Origin of the sequence: Pseudoalteromonas sp. SR44-5, from assembly GCF_014163675.1 — a bacterium.
Classification (GTDB): Bacteria; Pseudomonadota; Gammaproteobacteria; order Enterobacterales; family Alteromonadaceae; genus Pseudoalteromonas; species Pseudoalteromonas rhizosphaerae.
Window position 1 is genome coordinate 1 of sequence record NZ_JACJDT010000010.1, and the last position, 16,825, is coordinate 16,825.

A 16,825-nucleotide genomic window follows, 5' to 3' on the forward strand; every position below is an offset into this window, starting at 1 on the left:
AGAGGAGCCTTCAATCAATCGAACTACTGTATAAAAGACTTTGGTTGCAGCCAAAGCTTGGGCCTCACATTACCCGAACTAGGTTAAAATAATAATTAATTTATGGGTTTATTATCCATACAAGCTCCTTAAACATCGCGGCCTGCGGCCGCTGGACTCGCAATAAGTTGCTCGCCGTTTAGGCGTGCGTTCAGGCTGTAGAATTACTCATTTAGGAACTGGTTCTACACAATTAACTTGATTGTTTTTTAACCTTTAATTGAGTTGGTTACTGTGATCTGATAGATATTATTCACCCACGGTAAATTGTTATGGCTCTTTCGTTGGGTAAGGAGTCAAGCCTGACTTATCCTGCCAAAATAAATTCATTCCAATCAATTATGCTGAATAATTTTAGCCTTGCTAATTTATCATCAACCTCCATATCTATAAAATCGTAAGGTGGTTTTTTTATGCCAACACGCTACAAAAAAGGAGATAACAATCGTTCGACAAAAAAACAAACCTAGTCGTATTGAGCCTGATGAATGTATCCAAGTTAGAGGTGCACGGGTTCACAACTTAAAAAACATCGATGTTGATTTGCCCCGTAATGCCTTGGTGGTTTTTACTGGTATTTCTGGCTCAGGAAAGTCGTCATTGGCCTTTGGCACTTTGTTTGCTGAATCTCAGCGTCGTTACCTAGATTCTGTTTCGCCTTATGCCCGTCGCTTGATTGATCAAGTAGAGGAGCCAGATGTTGATTCAATCGAAGGGTTACCGCCAGCAGTAGCACTGCAACAGCAGCGAGGAACTCCATCGGTGCGTTCATCTGTTGGTAGTGTTACCACGATTTCTAATGGCTTGCGCATGCTTTATTCCCGTGCAGGGCAATATCCAACAGGTCAAAATATACTTTACGCTGACGGCTTCTCGCCAAATACCCCAGAGGGCGCTTGTGAGCGATGCCATGGCATAGGTCGTGTATTTGAAGTGACAGAGAAGTCGTTGGTACCAGATGACAGCAAGACTATTAGGGAACGCGCTATCGCGGCATGGCCGCCAGCATGGCAAGGGCAAAATTTATTGCGTATTTTGATTGCATTGGGCTATGAAGTTGATACTCCTTGGAAAAAATTGCCACAAAAAACGCGGGATTGGATCTTGTTTACCGATGAAACCCCTGAAGTGCCGGTTTATCGAGACTACAATATTAGCCAAATACGAGAAGCAATTGATAAAGGGGAAAAGCCCAATTACATGGGGACCTATACAAGCGCCAAGCGTTTTATTTTGCAGTCATTTGCTACTACGCAAAGCCCGCGCACCAAAAAGCGGGTATCGCAGTTTATGCAGATTTCTCAATGCCCCGAATGTCAGGGTAAAAAACTCAAACAAGCGTCACTGTCGGTTAAATTTGCTGGACTTGATATTGGTGAATTGTCGCAATTGACGCTGACTGAGTTGGCGTTGCGGTTAAAGGATACAGCTAATAACAAACCCGCTGATAACACCGCTAATCGAGAAAAAGCCATCGTCGCACAGCGTATTGCCAGCGATATTCTTACTCGTGTTGAAGCGCTTACTCGACTTGGTTTGGGTTATTTGTCGCTTGAACGTGGTACGCCCACGTTATCTCCGGGCGAACTACAGCGCCTGCGCCTTGCAACGCAGATCCGCTCTCAATTATTTGGTGTCGTTTACGTATTAGACGAACCCTCAGCCGGTCTGCATCCCGCTGATACTCAAGCATTGCTAGGTGCCTTAGATGAATTAATCGCAGCGGGTAATTCAGTATTTGTGGTAGAGCATGATGTTAGCGTTATTCGCCATGCAGATTGGATTGTTGATGTAGGTCCCAATGCTGGAACCCATGGCGGAGAAATTATTTACAGTGGTCCGCTTGAGGGCTTGCGCGAGGTAACCGAGTCTCACACTGGTCGATTTGTGTTTAATAAAGATGACAGTGCAGCACATAGGCCAAGACAGCCGAATGCTTGGCTCAAATTAGTTCAGGTTAAGCGAAACAACTTGAAGAATATCGACATTGAGTTTCCGCTAGGGCTTATGACTAGCGTTACCGGTGTCTCGGGTTCGGGAAAATCGAGTTTAGTCAGTCAGGCGCTGGTGGAGCTTGTGTCTGATGCCCTTGGTCAGCAAAATACCGTCGAGGCACCCAATGATGAGACTGATTTACTTGAGGAAGAATTAGAAATCGCCACCAGCGGTAAAATTGTTGATGGCATACAGCACATCCGACGTTTAGTGACCGTGGATCAGAAAGCTATTGGCCGAACACCACGCTCAAACCTTGCCACTTACACCGGTTTGTTTGACCACGTACGTAAGCTATTCGCCGCCACACCCAAAGCAAAAGCGAGGCGCTACGACGCAGGGCGCTTTTCGTTTAATGTAGCTAAGGGGCGTTGTTCGAATTGTGAAGGCGTAGGATTTGTGAGTGTCGAATTGTTGTTTTTGCCTAGTGTTTATTCGCCTTGTCAGGTATGTCAAGGGCAGCGTTACAATGACGAAACGCTCGATATTACTTATCGAGATAAAAATATCGCTGAAGTGCTTGATTTAACCGTCGAAACAGCTCGTGAATTTTTTATGGATGAGCCTTTAATAGCACGCGCTTTGGATGCCTTGTTGCAAGTGGGGCTCGGCTACTTAAGGCTTGGTCAGCCTGCTACCGAATTATCGGGCGGTGAAGCGCAACGGATAAAATTAGCTACTGAGTTGCAACGAACGCAACGCGGTGACACCTTGTATATTCTCGATGAACCCACTAATGGCCTTCATCCCGCAGATGTTGCTATGTTGATGTTGCAATTAAATGGTCTGGTAGACGCAGGTAACACCGTAATCATGGTTGAACACGATATGCAGGTCGCGAGCCATAGCGACTGGGTCATTGATATTGGTCCTGGTGCGGGCGATGAAGGTGGGAATATTGTTGCTCAAGGACCACCGGCCAATGTCGCTAAGTCAAAGGCCAGCCAAACAGCACCCTTTTTGACGCCTTAGCATTAGTCTGACTTTAGGTTATCGACGTTTTTTTTTACTTAAGTTGGTGATTAATTGCGATGTTGCGCTGCCCCGTATACCACCATAAATAGGCATGGTGTTTTCGGGCGTCGCTGGACGCGACATCAAAGTGGGTATTATCAGTCAAAATACCATGGTTGGGGTTAAAACCTAACCAACCTGTACCAGGTAAAAAACCTCTGCCAAGCGTGCAGTTCATCGAAGGGGTTTCCATATCAAAATAGAAATAGCCGCTGACAAAACGCACGGCAATGCCAAAATGGCGCAGCAGATTAATTTGCATCTAAGACAATTCACTACAAGATCCTTTGTTAATTTTAAAGGTTTCATTAGCGGGTAATGGTGGGCTATCTTCGCGATATTCAATACTAAAATCTTGATGTATCTAGGTGATATAGAGCTTGAACGACTCACTAAAAATCAGTGATATCTACTCAAAAAAGCTTCTGTACTAGTACAAAAGCTTTTCTGATTAAGATAAATTGAATCGACCTAAGCTGAAAATTCGATAAAGGTTTATCAAGCAAGATTTAATCATTATGGGGTGAGTTGGTCACAGATTTCAAATGTGTGCTCAACAACATCATTTGAGTTAGCACGTAAATCTAATTGCCATTCTTCCTTACTATCATAATCTCCTTTTTCGGTGTTTTTTATCCAAATAACAGGATAATCATCTGGTTCTACACGATATAAAAAAGGTGCAAGTATTGAAAAATCTTTGGTTTTGCCAATAGTGATTGTTTGATTGTCAGAAACGGACTGATCTAATTCTCCCCCTTCTAACGTGAAATCTAATGAGTTAAATTTAAGCTTAAGCTCAGTAGGGCCGCTATAACCTTCACAAGCTGTCAAACCAATACGGACATTTTGCTTAATAAGTGCTGTTTTTGTACCTAAATCAATGGTGAAGTGGTTGGTAGTTACCTGCTGCTCTCTCACAACGGTAGCAGATGTAAATGGAGAGCTAAAACCCATAATGTTAAATTTCTTCTCTGCTCCTACGCCTATTACTGCTTGATAATAGCCATTATCATCCGTAGAGAAATATAAACTGTCTATTATTGCTTCACTTGAAAACAGATCGACATTAGCAAGGCCGCGCCCTAAAGCATCAACCAGACGACCGCTAACACTACCAAGCCAGCTAACATCATGCAGAGAAACAGCAATTAAAATGTGTTTTACAACCGTATTACCCGCATCGTCCGTTACACTAACCGAAGCAGTATAAGTACCAAGGGTTAGTGGCGTAAATGAGGTTATCGCTTCAGTGGTATTCGCTAGAATTGAATTACTAAGTCTTGGTTTACTCAACAATAAGCAAGACATCCAGCCTAAAATTTGGTCATTGTATTTCTCTGTGTGCGTATGCAGTGATGAGTAATCACACGCACTTAGCACTTAAGTTGATGATAAAAAGCAAATAGACTTAATGACAAAGCTATAATTCTACGCTGGCATAAGCTGTGTAAAGCTACGTTATTGACGAAAAAGTATTTGCAATGGGTAAAATTGAGTAAAACAGAGCTCACCTTTTTGAATCAAACGGTTGAGCAATACCAAGGGAGTTTAAGTAGCATTAGCTGGTTTATGCGCTTATTAATTTTAAGTTATTTGTATTTTTAAGTGTCTGTTTTTTCAAAATACGCAATTAGGCGCTCGAGTAACTTTCTAATCGCTATAGATTGATGTTTGCGAGAACGGTATATGGCGTAAATACCTAAGGACGCTGGCTCATAGTTGGGGAGCACATGAACCAGCTTTTTATCATTGATCAACTGTTGTACGGCATGTTTAGGTTGTAAAGATATACCGCGTCCTTTGAGTGCTGATTGAAGTAAGAGCATTGATTCATTCGCACTGAAGTTGCCAGCGACTGAAGTAACAACCGCGAGTTCTTCTTTGCTGAAATGCCACAAACTTTTTCCAAAATTAGAATAAATTAAGCAATTATGTTTGGCCAAATCATCAGGGTAAACAGGGTAACCAAAACGATTTAGGTAATCTTCGGTGGCGCATAACACTGAGCGGCAACGACCCAGCGGGCGTGCAATGATATTGGGGTCTAAGTCGTTGGTAATACGTATTGCTAGATCGATTCTATCTTCAACTAAATTAGTTACTTGGTTACTGATATGAATATCTATATGTACTTTGGGATACTCATCTAAAAACTGATCAATTACTGCTGGCAATAAATTAGCGGCGACAAATTGAGAGCAAGAAATACGGATCGACCCTTCAGGTTGTGCGACATGATCTTGCTCTAAAGGGATAGACACTTGTTTGGCTAAATCTAATAACGACAGACAATTTACAAAAGCTTTTTCACCTGCGGCGGTGAGCGTGAGTTTACGCGTAGAGCGATGTAATAACTGACTATTCGCCCAACTTTCCATTTCGCTTAAGTACCTAGTTACCATCGAGCGCGACATATCTAACGAATGCGCTGCGCTGACCATACTACCTTGCTCGACAATTCTAACAAAGACTTGAGCTGCGGTGATCCTGTCCATTTTATTTCCTATATGTTCGATATATGCAATTAACTATTGCCTGTTGTGATGTTTATTGCAACATATTTGCAATTTATACTTGTTTCATAAATTTAATACTGCTGACAGGAAAATAAAATGAAGACCTTGCATTTCATTATGGACCCGCAGTGTGGTTGGTGTTATGCCGTCGCACCGCTGATTGATGAACTCACTCAATTAACAACAATAGATATTAAGCTGTATGGCGGCGGCTTATTTTCAGGGGCTAATAAACGTCAGTTATCAGCTGATTTTCATCAGCAAATAATCGCCATGGATAACAGGATCACAAGTTTAACGGGGCAAGTATTTAGTCCAACTTATTATGAAACGCTATTAGATGATAAGCAGCGAATTTTAGATTCAGATACGCCGATCACGGCGCTATTAGCTGGTGGATCTTTAGGTCTTAATACTGTTGCCATGCTGCATAGAATGCAAGTTGATCAATTTGTACTTGGCCGTTCTCAGTCTGATATAGCTAATTTAGCTAACATAGCCACTCAACTTGGTGCTAGCTCTAGGGCTTTTTTAAATGCGTTTGACCTTTTTAGTGGCGAAAAAACGCAGCAGCAAATAATTAAAGCGCGGCAGATGTTGAATTTAGTTGGCGGTAGTGGGTTTCCAACACTTGCGTTTGAGCACGGCGATGGCGCATTTACTAAATTAGACCACTCGCGTTATTACGGTCAGCCACAGCAGTGGTTAGCTTATGTAAAACAATTAATTAATACGATTGATTAACCAATAATTTTACACGTTTAAAAACACCCAATTTACTCGCTAAATGAGCGACATTTTAGAGGCTACTATGACATTTTTATCTAAATTAATTCAGGCAAGCACGCTTGCTACAATGATGGCAGTATCTGCCAATGCAGTTAGTGCAACACTTGAAACCAGTGTGTTTAATCCACAACAAAAAAGCACGTTCCCAGTTAGTTCGGTGTTGATCAGCGGTCCAACCGAAGCGATTTTAGTTGATGCGCAATTTCAGCGCAATGATGCACAATCAGTGGTTGAGTTGATTAAAAAATCAGGTAAAAAATTAACCACTATTTACATTAGTCATGGTGATCCTGACTATTATTTTGGCTTAGACGTGATCACCGAGGCCTATCCTGATGCTAAGGTATTATCAACTGCTAAAACCCGAGATTATATTAAAGCGTCAATGGCGCCTAAAAAGGCTTATTGGGGGCCAATTCTTAAAGAAAATGCACCGCAAAAACTAGTTTTGCCAGAAGTATTGCAAGGCGACACCTTATTGGTTGATGGTGAAAAAGTGAATATTGTTGGTCTTGACGGTCATGATCCAAAACATACTTTTGTATGGATCCCTTCGACTAAAACTATGTTGGGTGGTGTTGTGGTATTTAACAACATGCATGTTTTTTTAGCAGATACGCAAACACCTGAATCACGTCAAAGTTGGTATAAAACCCTTGATGTTATTGAGCAGCTGCATCCTAAAACTGTGATCTCTGGTCATATGTTAGGTGATAAGCCATTGACTATTGAAGCGGTGCACTTTACTCGCAAATACATTCAAGACTTTGAAGCTGCAGCCAAGTCTTCAGCTAATTCAAGTGAATTGATGAGTAAAATGAAAGCAAGCTATCCAAATATTGGCGGCGATAGCGTATTGGCGTTAAGTGCCAAAGTTATTATGGGCGAGATGCCTTGGGGCTAATTACTACAGCTTAAATTTATTTATGGCTTTTCAAGCCGCTTGCAGTTTGAAAGGTCCGTTCAACTCTTTGTACAGGCTTCATTTCATGGGGGGAATTCAGCGAGTAATCACGATAGTAATGGCTTTGGCTATGCTTCAAGCATGCAGTACCACTGCCAAAATATCGTCATTAGAACATTACAATAGTTTTAATCTGGAGACTAAATCGATGACCAATCTTGATATTGTAAAAAGTACTTATGAAGGTAAGACCTCAGAAGAAAACGGTAAAAACCTCAAGCGTTATATAACAAACGAAACACAATGGACGGAAGCCGCTGGTTTTCCATATGCCGGAACCTACCAAGGCTTTGATGAAATTGAAAAAAATGTATTTGTACGGTTAGGCAGTGAATGGAATGGTTATAATTTTGCGGTAGAAGACTATGTTGCTGCTGGCGACAAGGTGTTTGCTTATGGTAGCTATAGCGGAACCAATAAAGCCACAGGCAAATTTTTTAAGGCCAGAGTCGCCCATTTATGGATACTCAAAGAGGGTAAGATCATCAGTTTTGAACAATTTGTTGATAGTAAAACCGTTAGCGATGTCATGTAAAAAAGTAGTTTTTTAATAACAACTACAAGTATGTTGTAGGTGCGCTTTTATTTCGTACTCTCGTGCATAAAAAAAAGCGTTGCCAATCGGCAACGCTTAAGTTCAACTCTGTAGCATCTAGCACCGATTATTTAGTCAAATAATCCAGCACCACTTGATGATGGTCTTTGGTTTTAAATTTATCGAAAAAGTGCTTTATTGTTCCGTCTTGGCCGATCAAGAAGCTTAAACGGTGAATGCCGTCGTACTCTTTACCCATAAACTTTTTGTAGCCCCATACGCCGAATGCTTCTGCAATCGCGTGATCTTCGTCTGAAAGTAGGTCAAAGTTTAATTCTTTTTTGGTTTCAAAGTTCTTTAATTTTTTTACCGGATCAGGGCTGATACCAACCACGCGGGTATTTAGCTGTGCTAACACAGCTTTTTCATCACGTAAGTTTTCAGCTTGCACGGTGCAACCAGGTGTTGATGCTTTTGGATAAAAGTACACTAATACTTGCTGCTCTTTTAATAGCTCTGCAAGGACGATTGTTTCATCATCTTGGTTTTGTAAGCTAAAAGCGGGGGCTTTGTCGCCGGCTTGTAATGGATTAATTGTGTTCATGCTTTGCTCCTTAGCGAATGCGTCGAAATATGTAATCTACGTTTAGAGTACGCGACAGATCTTCAAATTGGACTTTAAACGTATCAATGTCAACCTCAACAGGAATGTTAAACTCCAGTTCACAGCGCATTTTTGTATCTTTTTCTTCGTCATAGGTATCTGACTTTAAAGAACAAATACTAATGTGGTTGTCGGCAAAAAAGCGGGTAACTTTACTTAACGTGCCAGGTGTATCGATACCTGTATATTCGAGGGTGTAGCCAGCACAAAATTCACTTTGAGTATGACTGGCTGTCCGCTTCATCATAGTGAGTAAGCCCAGCTCCATGCCTTTGAGGGGCAGGGTGTGTTCAATGCGGCTGATTGCCGACATATCACCTGATAACAGCATAATAAATGTAAATTCATTGCCTAAGATGGCAATGCGACTATCAATAATATTACAGTGACAGTCACTGACTAATTGGGTTAATTCACTGACAATACCAGGGCGATCATCGCCAATGGCAGTTAAAACGATCTGATGATTTGAAAAAGCAGTCATGAATTCAAGTACCTAGGTTATATTATTAATAACAATCAGAGTAAGCTAAGCCGGCAATTACCACCACACGGCGGCGAAGTTTAACACAAAACAATCGCTAAACTACAGGCCGAGATAATTAAGCTGTTATTAAAGCACAGTGTTTCTTGTTTTTAGTGGCATGGGAAAGTACCATAGTTAAAATTTTGCATATTGACAGGCTGACACTTACGTTTAGCCGTACCCCAAAGTAACGGGTTTTGCATAAAAACAAGATACGTAAAGTTAATATTGACTTTACACTGAACCAAATCGGCATAACCCACTCATATATTTGTTAAAACAATTAAGGGTATGCTAAGGAGAATTATCTGTGCAGTATTGGATCCCAAAAGCGCTTGCTGTAAGCGTATTGGTTAGCTTGTCAGGATGTGGTGTGTTCACTGACGAAGCGCATCAAAAACGTAATTACCGTGCCAGTGAGCCGGTACAAGTGCCAGGACAATTGGCTCAGCCAGCTTTAGACCCCATTTATAAAATGGATGTGGCGGAATATGACAATAATCCGGATTCAACAAACTATCGTCCCCCAGCACAAGTATTAACTGTGGCAAAAGGCAGTTGGGTTGAAGAAGGTGATAAACAAGCACGCGTTTATTTTGATAAAAACGATGGTATTGTCGATTTAGATGAGTTTATTTGGGATTCTGTGCACGCTGTGTTAGCGGAACACCAAACAAAGGCAATCAAACAAGATAAGTTATTAGGTTCAATAGAAACTGACTGGTATGCCATAATTAAACCTGAAGAAGGTTGGTTATGGGATAGCGATACTGCGGTATCTGAGCAACGTTTTATTTTTACTATTGAAGAAAAGTCACATCAACGCACAGCTTCATTAAGCGCTAAGTTAGCTGAGTATAAAAGTAAAGATGTGCCATTGACACCAGTTTTACAACAGCAGCTAGAAGTGCGTGCACTGAACCAAGTAGTGGCTGAGTTTGATTATCGCTATCGTCAACTTGAAGTTGAAATACGTAAACAACAAGGCATTATTTCGCTGGAAATGGGTTTTGATAATAAAGGCAATGCGGCACTGGTAACTGAACAGGATTACTTTGTAATATTTGATCGTTTCTCAGGATTTCTTGAGCGCCTATCGTTTACGATAGTTGAAATTGATCAAGAACGTGGTTTGATCACGGCTGATTACAACAAACCTGAATCAAGTGTTTGGGATTCAATTTGGGGTGAAGAACTTGCTGAATTGCCGATTGAAAACGGCCAATATCAAATCTTAGTCAGTCGCACCAAAGAAGGTGGTACTAGCTTAACGTGGATGGACGATGAAGGCACAACGTTAGAGCCTGGTACGATGAATGACTTACAACAAGCGTTAGAAAGTGCTCTGCGCCAACGCGGTATTAAAATTTAATAATAAATAATAATAACACCACAAAAAGAGCTTTTGCTCTTTTTGTGGTTTCTACAGGTTGAAAATAATGTCTAATCTAGCTTCCTCTCACCCGCAGTTTGACTTTAAGGTATGGTTTAATTTTTTAGTTCCTTCATTGATTGGCGTCCTCTTATTCATGACTCCAGTGCCAATGGACGGGGCAATGACTATTCCTATCGCTGTTATGGCAAAAGCGGTGCAAGCACATATTACATCGTATGCCGATACGTTGATCACTCTAATTATTTGTACTACAGGTGTTTTATCATTGATTTTCAAGGCTTTTAAGCCTGCGGTATTAATGAAATCTACTATTTTAAAGCATCTTTTTGATGTGCATTGGCTTTGGCTAGTGATCCGCTTATTTGGTATGGCGTTTATTATCTTAACGGTTTTAAGTATTAATAATCCGGATTTTAAATCGACGTTACCAGAGTTTTTAATTCCACTTTTCGATGGTATTACATCAGGAAATACCGGTGGCTTAGTGCTAAAAGATTTATTGCCGGTGTTATTTTCGGTATTTATTTTAGCGGGTTTATTACTGCCTTTATTGTTGAATTTTGGCTTGCTTGAGTTAGTAGGCACATTATTAACTAGAGTAATGCGCCCGTTATTTGGCGTTCCAGGGCGAAGTGCTGTTGATTGTGCAACCTCGTGGCTAGGTGATGGCAGTGTGGGTATTTTAATGACTGCGCGCCAATATGAAGAAAAGCATTATACTCAGCGTGAAGCGGCGATTATCGGTACTACGTTCTCCGCGGTATCAATTACGTTTTGTTTGGTGGTATTAGGCCAAGTAGGGCTGGAAAAATTATTTGCCCCGTTTTATTTAACCGTTTGTTTAGCTGGGGTTGTTGCTGCGCTGATCGTGCCACGTATACCGCCATTGAGCTTTAAAAAAGATATATATATTGATGGAAGTCAGCCTGATAAGCATAAAGAACGCGTGCCACATGGCAAAAATGTGTTCAAACATGCGCTACATGTAGCGCTGCACAAAGCTAAAAACTCACCGGGCTTTGCTGGTACCATAAAAGAAGGTATTCACAACGCATTAGATATGGTGTTTGCAGTATTACCTGTGGTTATGGCTGTGGGCACGTTCGCATTAGTTATTGCTGAATATACGCCGATATTTGCTTATTTAGGCAAACCGTTCATCCCATTTTTAGAGTTATTACAAATCCCAGAAGCAGAAACTGCTGCGCAAACGATCATGGTTGGCTTTGCGGATATGTTTATTCCGTCAATATTAGCTGCTGGCACGATCGAAAGTGATGTTACTCGTTTTATTATTGCGGCAATGAGTGTAACCCAGTTGATTTACATGTCAGAAGTGGGCGCGCTTTTATTGGGTAGTAAAATCCCAGTCAATATATTTGAATTATTTGTAATATTTATTCTCAGAACCTTGATCACGTTACCCGTTATTGCCCTGATGGCACATTGGTTGGTTGGCTGATCCTGCCAGTTGTTAATTTATAAAAAGCCTTGATTAATCAAGGCTTTTTTTTATGGTTGTTAAAGTGGTTTATCAATCAATAAAATTGCTTGATCGGCGGGCAGGGGTTTAGCTTTTAAGAAGCCTTGGCCAAAATCACATTGAGTTTTTTGTAATATGGCGAGTTGCTCTTGAGTTTCAATTCCTTCGGCTACAACATCTAACTTAAGTGATGATGCCAATGACAAAATGGCGTCAACCAATGGCGTGGCGGTGTCTTTAAGGCGGTCAATAAAGCTCTTATCAATTTTTAGCACATGAATTGGCAGTTGGTGTAAGTAACCCAAAGAAGAGTACCCCGTGCCAAAATCATCTAAACATAACTTTACTTTTAATGGCGCTAACCCTTCAATTATCTTAGTTGCTAATTCTAAGTTTTCGATCAAACCTGATTCGGTGATCTCTAAACATAAGGAGCCTAATGCTAGCTCATATTTATTATAAATAGCATGAATTTGTGAGATAAAGTCTATGCTTGCAAAATGTCGTGAGGAAACATTCACTGTCACACGTAAGAAACGTTTACCTTGTTGTTGCCACGCAGCTATTTGTTTTCCTGCCAGATCTAATAAATGCAGGTCGAGATTAATTATTTGCCCAGTGTGTTCTGCTATTGAAATAAAATCATTAGGTGAGACAAAGCCTTTGCGTGGGTGATGCCAACGCACGAGTGCTTCAAAACCGACCACGTTACATTGTTGTATAGCAAAGATCGGCTGATAATATAACTCAAACTCATTATGCTCAATGCCATGCTGTAAATCATTTTCTATATCAGCGTGGCTTTTGAGCTTTTTACGCATGGTGTTATTAAAAAATCTTACTTGGCCACGGCCTGTTGATTTAGCTTCGTACATTGCAGCATCTGCATGCTGTAATAACTGATAGGCTTTGTCGTTTTCGTTTTCACAAAATGCAACGCCAATACTGGTCGAAGCTTGCAGTAAATGGCCATCAATATTAAGTGGCTCCGCGAGGACTTTTTTAATCCGTTTTAGTGCGTCGTTAACTTGGTTTTTGTGAGTGATATTTTCCATAAAAATAGCAAACTCATCACCACCGAGTCGTGCGAATGTATCGGTATTTCGAATTGTGCCTTTAATTAACTTACAAATGGCGATTAAAAAGTGATCGCCCACTTCATGTCCTAATGAATCATTGATGCTTTTGAAACGGTCGAAATCTAGATACAGCAACGCATGATATCGCCCTTTGGGTGTTCGAGTAAGCCGTAAAATGCCGTGCTTAATGCGGTCAATTAGTAAAGAGCGATTAGCAAGCCCAGTTAATTCATCATGCAAAGCGCGATGTTCCAGTGCTTGGCGAGATAGTTGTCTGTCGATGGCCATACTAATTTGGCGGCTGACATACGTCAGTAGGGTGCGGTCATGATCATTATAATGGTGAGTTTTATCGTAACTTTGTACCACGATCACACCGCTTATATGATCGCTTACTTTAAATGGTACACCAAGCCAAGATTCTGACTGGCGACCCACCATTTTAAAGTGGCCATCATTTATATGTTGTTGATATTCTTTTTTATTTAATAGTAAAGGCTGTTCGGAATTTAAAAGATAATAGGATGCAGTATGTTTTAGTTGCTCTTTTGATATCTTTTTATGGGCATTTGAACGTACTCCTTCCTCGACAATGTAAACAATATCGAGAATATCGATATTTTTGTTGTATAGCCCTACCAAAAAGTTATCAGCGCGCAGCAAGTTGGTCATAATGCCATGCAATGCTTCTAAAAAAGTATCCAAATCATTGGCTTGATAGGTTAAATTTGCTATTTGTAAAAGCGTTCCTTCTAGCTTTTGTGCTGCATTTAATTTGCTTACCGTTTGTTGCAAGTTTTCAACGGTGTTGACCTGATTTATTTTAGCACTGAGCAAATGCGCTACGGTGGTTAAAATTTCAAGATGGGCATCACTAAAATAGTTACGTACCGGATGCTCGCAGTCTATAACTCCTAAAACCTGCTGCTTATAAACTAATGGTACGCATAGTTCAGACATTGCAGGGCGTACATCTGCGATATAACGGCTATCAGTACTGACATCACCAATAATGACTGCGCTGCCTGTTGAAGCAACATAACCAGTAATGCCTTGATTAAATGCGATGGTTTTTCGTTCTATGGCATAGTTACTATTAGCAGGAGACACTCCCATTGATGCGACTTCATGCAAGGTTGTAGCACTTTCATCGGCAATATAAATAACACAATCAACAAAACCTAGCCGTTTAACTACTTCAGTGGTGACATAGTTGAATAGTTCATCGAGTTTATCTAACTGTAATAAGCTTGATGAAAACTGATTAATAATACTCAGTTGCTCGGTTTTAGCATCAAGCGCTGAAGATAAGTCTACTTTATTCTGCATATGCCACGCGTGAATATACCGTTTTGTGTCATTAATGAATCTATAGATTAACGGAATGTTAACGTTTAGACAAAGAATAAATAAAATTAGCAAGATATGTACGTAAAGGAAAACGCACGCCAAACTATTGATGATTCAGTGCTTTCATTCTATCCGTTGATAAAAAGCATCAGTAAAAACCGCAATAAAATCTTTACTCAGATAGGGCATATGCATATGATCAACTAAATTCAGCCGAGGAAACAAGTAATGACAAAGCAAGCCTTCGACACTCAGTCAACGTTAACTATCACTCGCCCAGATGACTGGCATGTTCATTTACGTGATGGGGATCAATTAAAAGATACAGTGCGTGATATTAGCCGTTATATGGGACGCGCTATTATTATGCCAAACTTAGTTCCTCCGGCAACCTGTACTGAAACGGCTTTAGCGTATCGCGACCGTATTATGGCGGCTGGACCACAAGGAAATTTTGAGCCTCTGATGGTGCTTTATCTAACTGATAACACGAGCGCGGATGAAATCAAAAAAGCGCATGCCACTGGTAAAATCGTTGCCGGTAAAGTGTATCCAGCAGGTGCGACAACAAATTCTGATTCTGGTGTAACATCAATTAAAAAGATTTACCCAGCATTAAAAGCCATGCAAGAAGTTGGTATGTTATTGCTGATCCATGGTGAAGTGACAGATTCATCGATTGATATATTCGATCGTGAAAAAGTATTTCTAGAGACAATTTTAATTGATGTGGTACAAGACTTCCCAGATTTAAAAATTGTGCTTGAACATATCACCACGAAAGATGCCGTTGATTTTGTAAATAATGCCTCTGATAATGTGGCTGCAACCATTACGGCACATCATTTATTGTATAACCGCAATCATATGCTAGCGGGGGGGATCCGCCCACATTATTACTGTTTACCAATATTAAAACGTAATACACACCAACAAGCACTTATTAGTGCTGCGACCAGTGGCAGTGCTAAGTTCTTTTTAGGTACTGATTCCGCGCCGCATTATAAAGATAAAAAAGAAGCCGCATGTGGGTGTGCCGGAGCATACACCGCTCATGCTGCACTTGAGTTATACGCGGAAGCATTTGAAGAAGCCGGTGCGCTTGATAAGCTAGAAGGCTTTGCAAGTCATTTTGGTCCAGACTTTTATGGTTTAGCACGTAATACAGATACAGTTACACTTCTAAAGCAACCATGGACAGTGCCAGCAAGTTACCCATTAGGAAATGATCACGTAGTGCCAATTAAAGCCGAAAGCACAATTGATTGGCTGATTAAATAACCATAAAGTCAGTAAAGCACAGCTAAGAAAGGTGTGCTTTTTGTATTAAAATTAATCACTTGAACAGTTTTATTGAGTTGATGTTAAAAGCATTAAAATAATTCTCAATTAATAGAGCTAAAACAATTATATTGTGTTAACCTTAACTTGCTTTGAGTTTTTGCGTATTGAATTTTTTGGTTAATGTGCGGCGTGTAAGGTTTCCGGTTAATGGTTATTACTTCTTCCTGTACTTTATCCCAGCGATTTATTGGGCATTCACTCAGGGAGGATATAGCCAATCTGGCTGAATTTTAATTATTGACTTACAGGAAAATTTGGTATGTCAAACACGGTTACTGGTAAAGTTAAGTTCTTCAACGAAGCTAAAGGCTTCGGTTTTATTGAACAAGAAAATGGTCCTGACGTATTCGTACATTTCAGCGCTATTACAGGCTCAGGTTTTCGCACTCTAAGCGAAGGCCAACAAGTGTCTTTCGGCATCAAGCAAGGCCAAAAAGGCCCTGAAGCTGAGAACGTAGAACTAGCATAATTTTTATTATGTGAACCTAGGTTCAACTTGGTGAAACAGGACTCTGTTTCACCATAATTCCCCCTCATCAAATTCTTATTTAAAATAAACCTTCTACCGCTACTTTTTTAAATTCAATAAATTTACACTAAATTCTGAATGCTATTTCACTAGACCAAATGCTGCTCAATACAAGCGGTGTACATATTTGCGTCCCTCAATAAACTTTTTATACCAACTGTATACAGTTAGTCAGCTACTCAACACCAATAACGATGATGTTTTTAATTAAATTAGTATTTAATTAGATAGTGCTATTTTGCCTCTGATTGCTCATACATAAGTTTGGCACGTTAGTAATCGGTATAAATAGGAACAGGGGATATCGCCTCAACATGTTTAATGTGATTATTTCTAATATCTTGATAACACTGGCAGTGACTCTTTGAGTCTTACAGAGAAAACAGGTATTACTTTAGGCCTTAATCATGCGCCACGCTTTCCTTTAAAAGGTCCAGTTGCTAATTTTTATATGCGATATATCCTAGGTTTGGCTGCATAAAAAGGCTTTTTTACTGAATGATTACGCTTATTCGAAATAATTATGAACTTTTTTTAACCCTCTTAGATTACACATAAAATGTTACATTTATGTTTTGTATTTCATGGCTGACGGTAGA

General features: G+C 40.3%; 14 protein-coding genes and 1 pseudogene. 9 read left to right on the top strand and 6 right to left on the bottom strand.

Annotated features, from left to right (window positions below):
• Window positions 1-477: 477 nt before the first annotated feature.
• Window positions 478-3,006 (top strand): excinuclease ABC subunit UvrA, encoded by a 2,529-nt coding sequence (locus tag H5154_RS07555; protein WP_182717980.1) that lies wholly within the window; start codon window positions 478-480, stop codon window positions 3,004-3,006.
• A gap of 34 nt (window positions 3,007-3,040) precedes the next feature.
• Here the strand turns inward: H5154_RS07555 and H5154_RS07560 are convergent, their stop codons facing one another.
• A complete protein-coding gene (locus tag H5154_RS07560; protein WP_182717923.1) occupies window positions 3,041-3,310 on the bottom strand; it encodes a transglutaminase family protein in 270 nt (89 codons plus the stop codon).
• Between the two features lie 254 nt (window positions 3,311-3,564).
• On the bottom strand, window positions 3,565-4,359 hold the full coding sequence (locus H5154_RS07565) for a hypothetical protein (protein ID WP_220493378.1): 795 nt from the start codon (window positions 4,357-4,359) through the stop codon (window positions 3,565-3,567).
• A 20-nt stretch (window positions 4,360-4,379) separates the two neighbouring features.
• On the opposite strand from H5154_RS07565, the pseudogene H5154_RS23620 reads away from it, so the two are divergent.
• Window positions 4,380-4,632: pseudogene (locus H5154_RS23620) on the top strand (hypothetical protein); the annotation flags it as partial.
• A gap of 20 nt (window positions 4,633-4,652) precedes the next feature.
• Here the strand turns inward: H5154_RS23620 and H5154_RS07570 are convergent.
• Window positions 4,653-5,546 carry a LysR family transcriptional regulator gene (locus H5154_RS07570; RefSeq protein ID WP_149982884.1) on the bottom strand — a complete coding sequence of 298 codons (894 nt, stop codon included), beginning with the start codon at window positions 5,544-5,546 and terminating at the stop codon, window positions 4,653-4,655.
• Window positions 5,547-5,663: 117 nt separating this feature from the next.
• Here H5154_RS07570 and H5154_RS07575 point away from each other — a divergent pair, with 117 nt between their 5' ends.
• The 3 genes from H5154_RS07575 to H5154_RS07585 all read left to right on the top strand — a co-directional run bounded on the left by H5154_RS07575 (window position 5,664) and on the right by H5154_RS07585 (window position 7,855).
• Window positions 5,664-6,311, top strand: a complete 648-nt coding sequence (locus H5154_RS07575; protein ID WP_182717925.1) for a DsbA family protein — start codon at window positions 5,664-5,666, stop codon at window positions 6,309-6,311.
• Between the two features lie 67 nt (window positions 6,312-6,378).
• On the top strand, window positions 6,379-7,260 hold the full coding sequence (locus H5154_RS07580; protein ID WP_182717926.1) for an MBL fold metallo-hydrolase: 882 nt from the start codon (window positions 6,379-6,381) through the stop codon (window positions 7,258-7,260).
• Window positions 7,261-7,468: 208 nt separating this feature from the next.
• Window positions 7,469-7,855 carry a nuclear transport factor 2 family protein gene (locus H5154_RS07585; RefSeq protein WP_149982971.1) on the top strand — a complete coding sequence of 129 codons (387 nt, stop codon included), beginning with the start codon at window positions 7,469-7,471 and terminating at the stop codon, window positions 7,853-7,855.
• Between the two features lie 127 nt (window positions 7,856-7,982).
• Here the strand turns inward: H5154_RS07585 and bcp are convergent, their stop codons facing one another.
• Window positions 7,983-8,459 carry a thioredoxin-dependent thiol peroxidase gene (gene bcp / locus H5154_RS07590; RefSeq protein ID WP_145241547.1) on the bottom strand — a complete coding sequence of 159 codons (477 nt, stop codon included), beginning with the start codon at window positions 8,457-8,459 and terminating at the stop codon, window positions 7,983-7,985.
• Window positions 8,460-8,469: 10 nt separating this feature from the next.
• Window positions 8,470-9,003, bottom strand: coding sequence for a glycine cleavage system protein R (locus tag H5154_RS07595; RefSeq protein ID WP_145241549.1), 534 nt, complete (start codon window positions 9,001-9,003; stop codon window positions 8,470-8,472).
• Between the two features lie 352 nt (window positions 9,004-9,355).
• Here H5154_RS07595 and bamC point away from each other — a divergent pair, with 352 nt between their 5' ends.
• Together bamC and H5154_RS07605 are read left to right on the top strand one after the other, a co-directional pair.
• Complete coding sequence (gene bamC / locus H5154_RS07600; protein WP_182717927.1) at window positions 9,356-10,417, top strand: outer membrane protein assembly factor BamC; 1,062 nt, start codon at window positions 9,356-9,358, stop codon at window positions 10,415-10,417.
• A 67-nt stretch (window positions 10,418-10,484) separates the two neighbouring features.
• Complete coding sequence (locus H5154_RS07605; RefSeq protein WP_149982889.1) at window positions 10,485-11,903, top strand: YjiH family protein; 1,419 nt, start codon at window positions 10,485-10,487, stop codon at window positions 11,901-11,903.
• Between the two features lie 59 nt (window positions 11,904-11,962).
• Here H5154_RS07605 and H5154_RS07610 read toward each other — a convergent pair whose 3' ends face one another.
• The gene (locus tag H5154_RS07610; protein WP_149982890.1) at window positions 11,963-14,332 is read right to left on the bottom strand and encodes an EAL domain-containing protein; all 2,370 of its coding nucleotides are present in this window, start codon (window positions 14,330-14,332) and stop codon (window positions 11,963-11,965) included.
• Window positions 14,333-14,581: 249 nt separating this feature from the next.
• On the opposite strand from H5154_RS07610, the gene pyrC reads away from it, so the two are divergent.
• Window positions 14,582-15,634, top strand: coding sequence for a dihydroorotase (gene pyrC / locus H5154_RS07615; RefSeq protein ID WP_149982891.1), 1,053 nt, complete (start codon window positions 14,582-14,584; stop codon window positions 15,632-15,634).
• 322 nt (window positions 15,635-15,956) lie between these two features.
• Window positions 15,957-16,166, top strand: a complete 210-nt coding sequence (locus H5154_RS07620; protein ID WP_145241558.1) for a cold-shock protein — start codon at window positions 15,957-15,959, stop codon at window positions 16,164-16,166.
• Window positions 16,167-16,825 lie beyond the last annotated feature (659 nt).

Excerpts from the sequence above, each read along its gene's own strand:
- H5154_RS07560 (WP_182717923.1), bottom strand. The coding sequence starts at position 3,310 with ATGCAAATTAATCTGCTGCGCCATTTTGGCATTGCCGTGCGTTTTGTC.
- H5154_RS07565 (WP_220493378.1), bottom strand. The coding sequence starts at position 4,359 with ATGTCTTGCTTATTGTTGAGTAAACCAAGACTTAGTAATTCAATTCTA.
- H5154_RS07570 (WP_149982884.1), bottom strand. The coding sequence starts at position 5,546 with ATGGACAGGATCACCGCAGCTCAAGTCTTTGTTAGAATTGTCGAGCAA.
- H5154_RS07575 (WP_182717925.1), top strand. The coding sequence starts at position 5,664 with ATGAAGACCTTGCATTTCATTATGGACCCGCAGTGTGGTTGGTGTTAT.
- H5154_RS07580 (WP_182717926.1), top strand. The coding sequence starts at position 6,379 with ATGACATTTTTATCTAAATTAATTCAGGCAAGCACGCTTGCTACAATG.
- H5154_RS07585 (WP_149982971.1), top strand. The coding sequence starts at position 7,469 with ATGACCAATCTTGATATTGTAAAAAGTACTTATGAAGGTAAGACCTCA.
- bcp (WP_145241547.1), bottom strand. The coding sequence starts at position 8,459 with ATGAACACAATTAATCCATTACAAGCCGGCGACAAAGCCCCCGCTTTT.
- H5154_RS07595 (WP_145241549.1), bottom strand. The coding sequence starts at position 9,003 with ATGACTGCTTTTTCAAATCATCAGATCGTTTTAACTGCCATTGGCGAT.
- H5154_RS07605 (WP_149982889.1), top strand. The coding sequence starts at position 10,485 with ATGTCTAATCTAGCTTCCTCTCACCCGCAGTTTGACTTTAAGGTATGG.
- H5154_RS07610 (WP_149982890.1), bottom strand. The coding sequence starts at position 14,332 with ATGCAGAATAAAGTAGACTTATCTTCAGCGCTTGATGCTAAAACCGAG.
- pyrC (WP_149982891.1), top strand. The coding sequence starts at position 14,582 with ATGACAAAGCAAGCCTTCGACACTCAGTCAACGTTAACTATCACTCGC.
- H5154_RS07620 (WP_145241558.1), top strand. The coding sequence starts at position 15,957 with ATGTCAAACACGGTTACTGGTAAAGTTAAGTTCTTCAACGAAGCTAAA.